This is a genomic window from Streptomyces sp. NPDC004561 (assembly GCF_053602155.1).
On the sequence record NZ_JBSGDB010000088.1, the window covers coordinates 1 to 11,451 of the forward strand.

Sequence of the window (11,451 nt, forward strand, 5' to 3'; positions counted from 1 at the left end):
GGCTGATCCGCGCGGTCACCGCGGACCGCGAGCCGGAGGCCGTACGGGCCCTGCGCGCCCTGTTCCGGGACGAGGGAGCCCGGCGCGCCCTGTCCGGACTCGCGCCGCTGATGCCCGAACTCCTCGCGATCCGCGCACTGGTGGGCGCCGATCGACCGACCGGGACCGGCGTACGGACGCCCATAGGCGGCCCCGAACCGTGCGCCGACCCGCGGGGCCGCGTCGGCGCCCCCGGCCGCGCGGGCCCGGACCCGGGCGAGGGTGCCGCCGAGCCCGTAGACCTCACGGATCAGGAGAAGCAGGTCATCGCCACCGAGGGCTCCTTCCTCGGCTTCCTGCGCAACATCGAGGTGCTGTCCAACGGCGGGCGGATCCTCGTCCAGAACGTGCGCGGCCCCGACGGCGTCGTCCGCTACGTGGTCCAGGCGCCCGGCCTGGCGCCCGGCCGTCCCCGCCACGACTCCCCGCGGGACCTCGCCGCCGCCGGGCACAACCTGTCCCGGACGGACTCGCCGTACACCCGCTCGATCCTGCTCGCCCTGGCGGACTACGGCATCCCGCGCGGCGCCGAACTCGCCCTGATCGGGCACGGCGAGGGCGGGACCGCCGCGCTGAACCTCGCCCAGGACGAGGAGTTCTGCCGCACCCACCGGGTCACCCATGTCGTCGCCGTCGGCGCACCGGCCGGCGACCGGAAGCCGGCCGACCCGCGCACCTGGGTCGCCACCGTCACCAACCGGCACGACATCGTGCCCGACCTCGACGGCCCCGGCGCGGGTCCCGCCTCCCCCGCGCACCCCGACCGGTACGAGGTCGACTACCCCGGACCCGCCCACGAGTTCCCGCTGTGCCACCTGCCCCACGAGTACATCGAGCACCTCAGGACCGTCGTGCCCGAGGCCCGCGCGGACATCGACGAGGCCCTCACGCCCTACCGCGGCCCCATCGTGCGCACCCGGGCCTACCGGCTCGGCGACCGCGCGCACCCGCCCGAGGGCCACCCCTTCCTCACCCTGCCCACCACCGCCGTGCCCACCACGGTCGGCCCGGTCGAGGTGCCGGTGCGCTACTACGACTCCTCCGCCGCCCACCTCTGCTTCCCCGTCGACGCCGCCGCGGCCCGGAGCCTGCTGCCCGGCCTCCCCCGGATGACGCCGAGCCGGCCGGGCCGGCGGGCCATGGCGGTGCTCTCCCTCCAGGAGCACCGCTGCACCACGATCGGCCCGTACACCGAGGTCGCCCTGTCCCTGCTGGTCGACGACCTGTGGCGACCGCGCCCGTACGACACCGCCGCCGATCTGCTGCGCCGCGCCGACCTGCGCCGCACCGGACGGTACGTGCTCTCCCTCGCCGTCACGAGCGAGGAGGCCCGGGTGGTCGCGCTGGAGATCTGGGGCCAGCCCGCGGTCCGGATGAGCGCCGAGGCCGATCTGACGGGCCGGGACATCGCCGTCCGGTCGCGGGAGCTCGGGCTCGACGTCCGGGGCCGCCTCGGACCGGGCGTCCGCTGCCCCCAGGCGGACTGGGTCCTCTACGGCCGCCGGGGCCAGAGCACGATACGCACCCTGGTCCGGGCGCACGGCAGACCCCGGCTGCACGCGGGCACCGGGGTCCGGGTGCGGCTCGGCACCGCGGCGGCCGAACCCTTCGCCGGGCAGCTGCGCCGGCTCGGCGCGGACGTGGCCCGGCCGCTGTTCGTGCTGACCTGCCCCCGGCTCATGGCCCATCGCAGCGCCGGCACCGTGCTGCCGCACTGAAGTCCCGTACAGCACAGTACAGTTGGGAGTCGCCCATGGTGACCGAGCCCACCCGAGCGATCGCGGCCCCGGCCGGCGAACTCCTCGAACGCGCCCTCCAGCTGAGGGCCGACGCCGACCTCATGGACGGCTACGCGCGGCGGCTGCTCGCCACCGCGGCCACGCTGACCACCTGCCCGGCGGCGCCCGACCGGAGCGGCCCCACCCTGGAGCAGCAGGCCGCCGCGTGCACCACGGCGGCGGAGCAACTACGCACCGCCGCCGAGGCGTTGCTCGCCCACGCCCGGGCCGGCGACTGAGCCGGCGGCCCCCTTCGGCCCACGACGCACGCCGGTCAGGGCTTGCGGGCCACCCCCACGTACACCGGCTGCTCCACACCCACCCGCATCCCCGGCTCGGGCCGCCAGCCGGTGGCCGGTACGACACCCGGCTCGCACAGCTCCAGTCCGTCGAAGAACCGTGCCACCTCGGCGTGCGTCCGGGCCCGGACGGCGGTGCCCCCGGAGCGGTACACGGACGCGATCCGGTCCCACACGTCCGGGTCGATCTCGGCGCTGACATGGGAGAGCAGCAGGTGGCTCCCGGACGGCAGGGGGTCCATCAGGGTGCGGACGATGCCGTACGGATCCTGCTCGTCGGTGACGAACGGCAGCAGCGCGATCAGCGACAGGCCGACGGGCCGGCTGAGGTCCAGGTGCTCGCGGGCGTACGCCACGATCCGCTCCGGTTCCCGGACGTCCGCGTGCACATAGGCGGTTCGGCCTTCGGGAGTGCCCTGGAGCAGCGCTTCGGCGTGCCGCAGGACGATGGGATCGTTGTCCGCGTACACCACGCGGGCGCTCGGGGTGACGGCCTGGACTATCTGGTGCAGGTTCGGCTCGGTGGGGATGCCGGTGCCGATGTCCAGGAACTGGCCGACACCCCGGCCGGCGACGAAGCGGGCGGCCCGGTGCATGAACTCGCGGTTCGCCCATGCCGATTCCTTGGCGTCGGGGAACAGTTCCAGCACCCGTTTCGCGGCTTCGGCGTCGACGGCGTAGTGGTCCTTGCCGTCCAGGAACCAGTCGTACATCCGGGCGGAGTGCGGTTTGCCGGTGTCGATCCGCTCCGGGCTGAAACCGGTGTCCGTCACGTCGGCTCTCCTCGCTGTGTGTGGGGGGTGGGAGGGGTTGCTCGTCGGGCGGCCCGGCAGCGGGCGGCCGTCGCGGTGTCGTGCCGGTGCCAGACGGCGTCGACCACCCGGCCGTCGGGCAGCGTGTGGCGGGCCGTACCCCGCGCCGGGACGAAGCCCGCGCGGACCAGGGCCCGCCGGCTCGCGGTGTTCCCGGGCTCGGCACCCGCGCGGACGGTGACCAGCCCGGCGTGCGCGTGCGCGAGGTCCGCACCGGCACGGAAGAGTTCCGCGCCCAGGCCCTGCCCGCGGCAGTCAGGCGCCAGCCAGCCGCCCATCTCGCCCGACCTGTGCTCCAGTTCCAGGGCGCCGGCATAGCTGAGGTCGGCCCGGCGCACGCACACCAGGAGCAGCGGGTCGTCGGGTCCGGGCGCGAACGGCTCGGCCAGCATCCGGGGGACGCGGCGGCCGTCGTCGCCGGCGGGCCGCCACTCCAGCAGCGCCCGGCGGGTGCGGGAGTCGGGCAGCACCCGGTCGGCCCGGGTGCCGAGCCACCGTTGTGCCTCGGTGTCGGCGCACGCGGCGAGCGCCGCCACCACGTCGAGCCGGGTCCGCGGTGTGAACAGCAGCAGCCGCTCGGTGGCCAGGGCATGCCGTCCGGGCGCACACCGCCCGGGCGCCGGCAGCCCGGGCACGGTCCGGCCCCGGCGGATGAGCGACCAGACCATGCAACCCCCGAAGCCCCGACGTGACGGCCCGCCCGACGGCCGCGCGACCCCTGCGGGGCGCGAGCCGCCGACGGGTGCGGACGACCCGCACCGGCGGTGAATCTAGCGGGGATCCGTACCGCCCGTCGTGCACGGCGGGCCGTTCCGGACACCGATTCCCTCCGGCATCCGCACCGGCCACCGGCACTCACCTGGCGCCTGCCGGCTCCGGCGACAGCGCCCCGGTGCCCGGAACCACCCTCAGCGCGGGTGTTCCTGGGAGTCCGGCTTGGGGTGGGTGCGGGTCCAGGAGGGGTCGGCGGCCGGGGCGGGGTGGGGGGAGGTGCGGTTCATGGGAATCCTTCGGACTGGTGGGGGATGGTCCGTGGGTGAGGGTGTCAGACGAGGGCGGACGTCAGCTCCGCCCAGACGACGCGGGCGGGGCGGCCGGGCAGGACGACGACGCCCCAGTCGAGGCTCAGCGCCTCGACCAGGAAGAGCCCGCGCCCGTGCTGGTCGTCGGGTCGCGGCCGGCGTACCACCGGGAGAGCGGGGCCCGCCTCCTCGTCCTCCACTTCGATGCGCACTCTGCCCGCCGCGCCGCGCAGCCGGCAGGAGATCCGCCGGCCGGCCGCGTGCACGAGCGCGTTGGTGACCAGTTCGGAGGTGACCAGGACGGCGTCGTCCCGGACGGCGTCCGGCACGGACCAGGCCGTCAGCAGGTCCCGTACCACACGGCGGGCGGTGCCGACGGCCGTGGGCAGGGCCGGGAGGTCGAAGGCGGCGGAACCGGTGGACGGGGCCCCGGAGGCGAGCAGGTCGAGGCCGTCGGGCCCAGGGAGTCGACCGAGGCGCTCGCCTCCGGGTGGTCTCGGGACGCCGGCCGGGTCCGCCGGGCTGTGCGGCGCCTCCACCACGTGCGCGATCAGGTGCGGCCGTTCGGCGTCCTCCTCCGCCCGCTGCGCCGGTGGCACCGCCGGTAACCGCAACAGATTCTGTTCGCCGGGCGATCCGTCCGGTCCGAACTCCTCGGGCGGACGGTGAAGGGGTCGGGGGAGGGAGGGCGGAGCCATCGCCGTGCGCCTTTCGTCCGGCCTCGCGTGTGGGGTCGTCCGGCCTCGCGTGGGGGGTGTGTCCGTGTGGGTCGGCCGGCCGCACGCGCAGCGGACGACACACCGCCTCGGACGAGACCGTGGTGCGGCCCGGTCTCCCCCGACCCGGCCACGCCGCCCGCTCCGTCGGTCGACCGGAGCTGTGAGTCCACTGTGGCACCTGCCAACAACCCCCCGCAACCGGCAAGTTGAAAATTGCAAGTGGCCAGGTGCATGCTGCTTTCGCCAGAACGTGATCGGGTGGCGTGGCACAACCGATCGTGTGCAAAGGTGACCCTGATACCTGCTGAGGGGGTGGGGCGTGACCGCCGAGACCGACTGGGGCGGCGCCCCCTCCGTCCTGCGCATGATCCTCGGCCGGCAGCTGGAGGAGTTGCGGACCCGCGCCGGTCTCGGGTACGCGGAGGCGGGCGCCGCCATCGGGGTCAGCCACTCCACGATCCGCCGCATGGAGGCGGCCAAGGTGGCCCGGCTGCGGCTCGCGGACGCCGAGAAGCTCCTCCAGGTCTACGGCGTCACCGACCGGCAGGAGATCGACACCTTTCTGCAGTCCGTGCGCGAGGCCAACAAGCGGGGCTGGTGGCACACCTACCGCGACGTCATGCCCGACTGGTTCGCCGCCTATCTCAGCCTGGAACAGGCCGCGTTGCAGGTCCGCGCGTACGAGAACCAGTTCGTGCACGGCCTGCTCCAGACCGAGGACTACGCCCGGGCCCTGCTCGGCGCGGGCAATCCGCACGCGTCCGCCGAGGCCACCGAACGCCGGGTCGCGGTGCGCATGCGCCGCCAGGAGCTGCTGGCCCGGGAGGCACCGCCCCGGCTGTGGGTGGTGATGGACGAGACCGTGCTGCGCTGGCCGGTCGGCGGACCCGAGGTGATGCGCGCGCAGATCGACCACCTCATCGAGGTCAACCGGCTGCCCCATGTGACCCTGCAGCTCATGCCGTTCGCCAACGGGCCGCACCCCGCGATGCGCGCGGGCGGCTACCACCTCTTCCGGTTCCGGGCCCGCGAACTGCCCGACATCGTCTACCTCAACGGCCTGGTCGGGGCCGTCTACCTCGACAAGACCGACGACGTCGTGGTGTACCGCGAGGCCCTGGACCGGCTCGGCGCCCAGGCCGCGCCCGCCAGGAAGACCGAGACCCTGCTCGGCCTGATCCGCAAGGAGCTGTGACGTGCGCCGAGCCGTACGCCGGCCGACCGAACCCGGCAGCCCCGCACCGGTCTTCACACCGCACGAGAAGTCGCGTTTCCTGACGGGTGCGAAGGAGGGCGACGCCGACCACCCCCTGTGAACCGACCCGCCACAGCCGCGCGTTGCCCCACCCCCTACCCGAATGGGAGACACGGCGTTGCCCGACAACGGATGGCCGGCCGACCGGATCGACACCGAGAACGCCCACTCCGCCCGCATCTACGACTACATCCTCGGCGGCAAGGACTACTACCCCGCCGACCAGGAGGCGGGCGACGCCATGTCCCGGGAGTGGCCCGCGCTCCCGGTGCACATGCGAGCCAACCGCGACTTCATGAACCGCGCCGTGCGCTGGCTCGCCGAGGAGGCGGGGATGCGCCAGTTCCTCGACATCGGCACCGGCATCCCGACCTCGCCCAACCTGCACGAGATCGCCCAGGCCGTGGCCCCCGGGTCCCGCGTGGTCTACGTCGACAACGACCCCATCGTCCTCACCCTCTCCCAGGGCCTGCTGGCCAGCGCGCCCGAGGGCCGTACCGCGTACCTCGAGGCCGACTTCCGCGATCCGGCGGCCATCCTGGACGCCCCCGAACTGCGCGAGACCCTGGACCTGGACCAGCCGGTCGCGCTCACGGTCATCGCCATCGTCCACTTCATGCTCGACGAGGACGACGCGGTCGGGGTCGTACGCCGGCTGCTGGAACCGCTGCCGTCCGGCAGTCACCTGGCGATGTCCATCGGCACCGCCGAGTTCGCGCCCGAGGAGGTGGGCCGCGTCGCCCGCGAGTACGCGGCGCGCAACATGCCGATGCGGCTGCGCACGATCGACGAGGCCCACGAGTTCTTCGCGGGCCTGGAACTGACCGAACCCGGCATCGTCCAGGTGCACAAGTGGCACCCCGACGGCACCGGCGAGCAGGGCATCCGCGACGAGGACATCGCGATGTACGGCGCGGTCGCCCGCAAGCCGTGACCGACCCGGGGCCGGGGTCCGACCCACCTCCCGGACCCTGGCCCCGTCCCCGCCACAGGCGGGACGGGCCGCCCCGCCGGCCGGTACCGTGAGCCCCGTGTACGCCACCCGAGTCACCCGCCATGTGCAGGCGTCCCCGCACGCCGTCTACCGGGCCCTGACCGATCCGGACGCGGTCGCGGCCTGGCGGGTCCCGGACAACATGACCGCCCACGTCCACAGGTTCGACGCGCGCGAGGGCGGCGCCTTCCGGGTCTCCCTCACCTACGACGACCCCGGCGGCACCGGAAAGTCCGGCGGGCACACCGACACCTACCGCGGCCACTTCGCGAGGCTCGTCCCGGACGCCCTGGTCGTCGAGGTGCTCGCGTTCGAGACCGGCGACGACGCCGTGCGCGGCACCATGACCATGACGACGACGCTCACCCCGGCCGGCGGCGGCACGGACGTGGAGATCCTGCACGAGGGCGTCCCCGACGGCGTCCCCCGCGAGGACAACGAACAGGGCACCCGCATGGCCCTCGACCGGCTCGCCCGGCTGATGGCGGAACGAAACCCGTGAATGGCCGAATCGGAGCCCGCCGGGGCCGGAATGCGACGCAACTCTTTTCCCTGCCGCCGTGTGCCGGGAATTCCCCGGAAATGAGCGGAACCGCCCTCGCGGAAATGCGGTCTTAAAAGCCGTCGACGGCCGGGATCAGCCCCGGCCGTGGAGAAAACCGGGGGAATCAGAAGCATGTCCGACCGCAGCCGGAAGACCCTGCTCACCGCCGTCGCCCTCGCCGCCGGCCTCAGCCTGGCCGCCGTGACACCCGCCCTCGCGGGGGCCTCCGCGAGCCACACCACCCGCGCCGCCGCCGTGTCCTCCGCCCAGGGCGACCCGCGCAACGTCACCCAGCACGTGACCGACTTCTACGGCGCCTACATCGACGCCGTCTGGGCCACCGGGGACAAGTCAGCCGGCGCCGACGCCAAGGCGCTGCGGGCCTTCCACCTCTCCGCGGCCGCCCAGAAGAAGGTCGCCGCCTTCGAGAAGAAGGAACACGCCGACGGCATCCTCTTCGCGCAGAACGTGCCGGTGAAGTGGAAGGTCGCCTACACCGGTTCGGGCGCGGGCCACGCCACCAGCCGGGTCACCCTGACCTGGAGCGACGGGCCGCACGCCGAGGTCACCCGCATCGACGTGCTGTCCGACCTGAAGACCCTGAAGATCACCGACCTGAAGCCGGTCCGCTGACCGACAGGGACGGGCGTGCGGTCCCGCCCCGCCCCACTCGGGGCGGGACCCATGCCCCGGCGCCGCCCGGCAGGTCCGGAACGGCCCTGAAGCGGAGCGTGCGCGGCCGCTAGCGGCGGTCGGCGGCCGCCGAGGCGTGCCGGACGGAGTCATGGCCGTGGTGACGGCGCCGTTCGACGGGGGTGCGGTGCAGGGCGATCAGCGCGGCGTCGTCCCCCAGCCTGCCGCCGGCATGGGCGAGCAGGTCGCGCCGCACGTGGTGGATCAGGGCCTCGGGACTGTCGTCGGTCCACCGCGCGATCCGCTCCGTCAGTGGATAGAACCGGCCGCGGGTGTCCCGGGCCTCCACGACCCCGTCGGTGTAGAGCAGCAGGGTGTCACCGGGCTCGAAGGAGAATACGTCCAGCGTGTGCTCGACACCCGTGTGCACCCCGAGCGGCGGCGAGGGGTGCAGGCTGGGCACCGTGACGACGTGACCGGGGCTCAGCAGCAGCGGCGGCGGATGGCCGGAACTGGTCATCCGGGTGATCGGATCGTGGTCCGGTATCTCCATCAGCAGCGCCGTGACGAACCGCTCGCCCGCCTCCTCCTCCGGCTCCAGCTCGGCCGCGTACCGATGGACGCTCTGATCCAGGGTGGCGACCAGGTCCGCCAGCGGCATGTGCCGGTGGGCGCTCTCCCGGAACGCGCTGAGCAGCAGCGCGGCCTCGCCGATGGCGGGCAGCCCTTTGCCGCGGACGTCGCCGATCAGGACGCGTACGCCGCCGTCGTACAGGGTCGCCGCGTACAGGTCGCCGCCGATCTGCGCCTCGTCCTCGGCGGCCAGGTAGAGCGACGCGATGCGCAGCGTGCCGATCCGCTCGGGCAGCGGCCACATCAGCACGTGCTGTGCGGCCTCGGCGACCGTGCGCACCTGGGCCAGCTGGGCCTGCCGCCGGTCGCGCAGGGCGCTGTAGATCACCGTGATCACCGAGAGCACCACGAGGGTGATGATCTGCACGACGTGGTTCGAGGTGGTGATCCCGCCGTGGGCGAAGCCGATGAGGATCTGCGCGGCCACCGCCAGCCCGCCGATGGCCGCCGTGGTCCGGGGCCCGGCGAAGGACGGGGTGATGGCGGGCGCGATCACCAGCGCGGGACCCAGGTGGATGTTGGTGGGCGCCTGCAGATCCACCACCGTGATCACCACGATGAGCGCGATCGGGAGCAGCAGCAGCGCATGTGTCGACTGCCACGGCCGCCGCACCAGCCCGAGCCGGGATCCCATGCCTACCAGCGTGCTCCCGGGCGGGTCGGGCGGCCACTCATGAGGCACACGGTGCGGGTGGACCCGAAGCAACCCCGCCCCGGCCGACCGCTCGGTGGTGGGCGGTGTCGCTCCGCATGCCCCGGGTACCCGTTGGCTCCCGGGGCCGGTCACGGCTGCCGGGCAGGGTGCCGCGAATGGAGAGGACCATGACGCACGACGGGGAGGAGAGCGCGTCCGTCCGGCGACCGGAGGCCCCCGAACTCCGCCTCGCGCCGGAGGGGCCGTACCAGCCGGCCCGGTCCGTCGGGGAGCTGTCGGAGCTGCCGCAGGACCTCAGCCAGGCCATCCTGGAGGCCGCCAAGGAGATCGGCGCCCTGCTCAAGCGCGCGGACCACCCGTTCGCGCTGGCCGGGAGCGTCGCCGTCTACGCCCACGGCGGCAGCCGCTATCTGCAGCACGACGCCGACTTCTGCATCCTGCCCGACGACGCCGACGCGGTGGCCGCCACCCTGCGCGCGGCCGGGCTCGCCGTGCGGACCCCGCCGGAGGACTGGCTGCTGAAGACCACCTGCCGCGGGCAGACCGTCGACATCATCTTCTCGCTGGCGCACGAGCCCGTCACCAAGGACATGCTCGACCGGGCCCATGTCCTGCCCGTCGACTCGGTCCTCATGCCCGTGCTGTGCCCGACCGACCTCATCCGCAGCCTGATCAGCGCCTTCTCGGAGCACTACTGCGACTTCGGCTCCGTGCTGCCGGTGGCCCGCGCCGTGCGCGAGAAGGTCGACTGGAACGTGGTGCGCGACACCTGCGGCGACCAGCCCATGCCGGCCGCCTTCCTCTTCCTCCTCGAACGACTGAACGTGATCGAACCCCGGGAGGCGCCGTCATGACCGACGTACCGCCGGACACACAGCTCGACTACCGCGTGGCGCACCTGGCCGACCGCCTGGCCTCCGGACCCCTCGGAGAACTCGGCGTACGGCTGGAACTGCGCGGCGACGCCGTCCTGCTGACCGGCACCGTGCCGTCCGCCGACTGCCGGGACGACGTCCTGCGCACGGTGCGCGAGGATCTCGCGGGGCACCCGGTCCACTGCGACATCCTGGTCGCCGGGACCTCCTCGCCCGCTGACGGGGAGGACCTGACATGATCCGCGTCGCGGCCGTCGGGGACATCCACATGGGCCCCGCGAGCCAGGGCACGCTGCGACCCGCCTTCGAGACGCTGCCGGAGTGCGCGGACGTCCTGCTCCTCGCCGGAGACCTCACCCGGCACGGCACACCGGAGGAGGCCGCGGTCGTCGCCAGGGAGATCAAGGACCTCGGGGTCCCGGTGGTGGCCGTCCTGGGCAACCACGACCACCACGACGAACGCCCCGAGGAGGTCACGGCGATCCTCCGGGACGCCGGCGCACACGTCCTCGAGGGACAGGCGGCCGTCGTCGCCGCCGGTGACGCGCGCATCGGGGTGGCCGGTACGAAGGGCTTCGGCGGAGGCTTCGTGGGGCGCTGCGCCGGCGAGTTCGGCGAGCCCCTCATGAAGGAGTTCGTCCGCTACACCCGCCGCAGCGCCGACAGCCTCTGCGGCGCCCTGAAGGACCTGGAGCAGTGGAACTGCGACGTGCGGATCGCGCTCACCCACTTCTCGCCCGTGCCGGAGACCCTGGCCGGGGAGCCGCCGGAGATCTACCCCTTCCTCGGCAGCTATCTGCTCGCGGAGGCGATCGACACCGCCGGCGCCGACCTCGCCGTGCACGGCCACGCCCACGCAGGCACCGAGCACGGCATGACCAGCGGCGGGGTGCGCGTACGCAACGTCGCCCAGCCGGTGATCGGCCAAGCGTTCCACGTCTACAACCTGCCGTCCGAGCGGGGATGACACCGGTCGAGCGTCTGCCGTCTGCCCGGTTGGGCTGGAGTGACTGGGTCTGCTGTCCGCCGGCCGGCCTGGGGGCGCGGGCAGGGGTGATGCCGGTCTCTGCCGACCGGCGGGCATGGCACCGGTCCAGCGTCTGCCGGCCGGCGGGCATGGCACCGGTTCAGCGTCTGCCGGCCGGGCTGTGGTGGCGCGGGTCTGCTGTCTGCTGTCCGGCCTGGGATGAGCC

The 11,451-nt window shown here is 73.7% G+C and carries 13 protein-coding genes; 9 read left to right on the plus strand and 4 right to left on the minus strand.

Annotated elements, in window-relative coordinates:
* Positions 1-1,757 (plus strand): hypothetical protein (locus ACWEN3_RS14545; RefSeq protein WP_452970009.1); only part of this gene is annotated, 1,757 nt, incomplete at its 5' end.
* A 35-nt stretch (positions 1,758-1,792) separates the two neighbouring features.
* On the plus strand, positions 1,793-2,056 hold the full coding sequence (locus tag ACWEN3_RS14550; RefSeq protein WP_452970011.1) for a hypothetical protein: 264 nt from the start codon (positions 1,793-1,795) through the stop codon (positions 2,054-2,056).
* A gap of 35 nt (positions 2,057-2,091) precedes the next feature.
* Here ACWEN3_RS14550 and ACWEN3_RS14555 read toward each other — a convergent pair whose 3' ends face one another.
* The 3 genes from ACWEN3_RS14555 to ACWEN3_RS14565 form a co-directional block, all read right to left on the minus strand.
* Positions 2,092-2,889 (minus strand): SAM-dependent methyltransferase, encoded by a 798-nt coding sequence (locus ACWEN3_RS14555; protein ID WP_452970013.1) that lies wholly within the window; start codon positions 2,887-2,889, stop codon positions 2,092-2,094.
* Positions 2,886-3,596: a GNAT family N-acetyltransferase gene (locus ACWEN3_RS14560; RefSeq protein ID WP_452970015.1), complete on the minus strand. Its 711-nt coding sequence runs from the start codon at positions 3,594-3,596 to the stop codon at positions 2,886-2,888. Before ACWEN3_RS14560 ends, ACWEN3_RS14555 begins: the two co-directional genes overlap by 4 nt.
* Before the next feature lie 377 nt (positions 3,597-3,973).
* On the minus strand, positions 3,974-4,549 hold the full coding sequence (locus tag ACWEN3_RS14565; protein WP_452970017.1) for an ATP-binding protein: 576 nt from the start codon (positions 4,547-4,549) through the stop codon (positions 3,974-3,976).
* Positions 4,550-4,988: 439 nt separating this feature from the next.
* Between ACWEN3_RS14565 and ACWEN3_RS14570 the strand changes: the two genes are divergently transcribed.
* The 4 genes from ACWEN3_RS14570 (at position 4,989) to ACWEN3_RS14585 (ending at position 8,095) form a co-directional block, all read left to right on the plus strand.
* On the plus strand, positions 4,989-5,864 hold the full coding sequence (locus ACWEN3_RS14570) for a helix-turn-helix domain-containing protein (protein WP_452970019.1): 876 nt from the start codon (positions 4,989-4,991) through the stop codon (positions 5,862-5,864).
* A 178-nt stretch (positions 5,865-6,042) separates the two neighbouring features.
* On the plus strand, positions 6,043-6,858 hold the full coding sequence (locus ACWEN3_RS14575) for an SAM-dependent methyltransferase (RefSeq protein WP_452970021.1): 816 nt from the start codon (positions 6,043-6,045) through the stop codon (positions 6,856-6,858).
* Positions 6,859-6,955: 97 nt separating this feature from the next.
* A complete protein-coding gene (locus ACWEN3_RS14580; protein ID WP_452970023.1) occupies positions 6,956-7,420 on the plus strand; it encodes an SRPBCC domain-containing protein in 465 nt (154 codons plus the stop codon).
* A gap of 174 nt (positions 7,421-7,594) precedes the next feature.
* A complete protein-coding gene (locus ACWEN3_RS14585) occupies positions 7,595-8,095 on the plus strand; it encodes a hypothetical protein (RefSeq protein WP_452970025.1) in 501 nt (166 codons plus the stop codon).
* A gap of 109 nt (positions 8,096-8,204) precedes the next feature.
* On the opposite strand, the gene ACWEN3_RS14590 is transcribed toward ACWEN3_RS14585, so the two are convergent.
* Positions 8,205-9,362, minus strand: a complete 1,158-nt coding sequence (locus tag ACWEN3_RS14590) for a PP2C family protein-serine/threonine phosphatase (protein WP_452970027.1) — start codon at positions 9,360-9,362, stop codon at positions 8,205-8,207.
* Between the two features lie 188 nt (positions 9,363-9,550).
* Here ACWEN3_RS14590 and ACWEN3_RS14595 point away from each other — a divergent pair, with 188 nt between their 5' ends.
* The 3 genes from ACWEN3_RS14595 to ACWEN3_RS14605 are packed head-to-tail and all read left to right on the plus strand — an operon-like array spanning position 9,551 to position 11,225.
* The gene (locus ACWEN3_RS14595; RefSeq protein ID WP_452970030.1) at positions 9,551-10,237 is read left to right on the plus strand and encodes a hypothetical protein; all 687 of its coding nucleotides are present in this window, start codon (positions 9,551-9,553) and stop codon (positions 10,235-10,237) included.
* Positions 10,234-10,497, plus strand: a complete 264-nt coding sequence (locus ACWEN3_RS14600; protein ID WP_452970032.1) for a hypothetical protein — start codon at positions 10,234-10,236, stop codon at positions 10,495-10,497. The genes ACWEN3_RS14595 and ACWEN3_RS14600 overlap by 4 nt, the downstream gene beginning before the upstream one ends.
* Positions 10,494-11,225 carry a metallophosphoesterase family protein gene (locus ACWEN3_RS14605; protein WP_452970034.1) on the plus strand — a complete coding sequence of 244 codons (732 nt, stop codon included), beginning with the start codon at positions 10,494-10,496 and terminating at the stop codon, positions 11,223-11,225. The genes ACWEN3_RS14600 and ACWEN3_RS14605 overlap by 4 nt, the downstream gene beginning before the upstream one ends.
* Positions 11,226-11,451 lie beyond the last annotated feature (226 nt).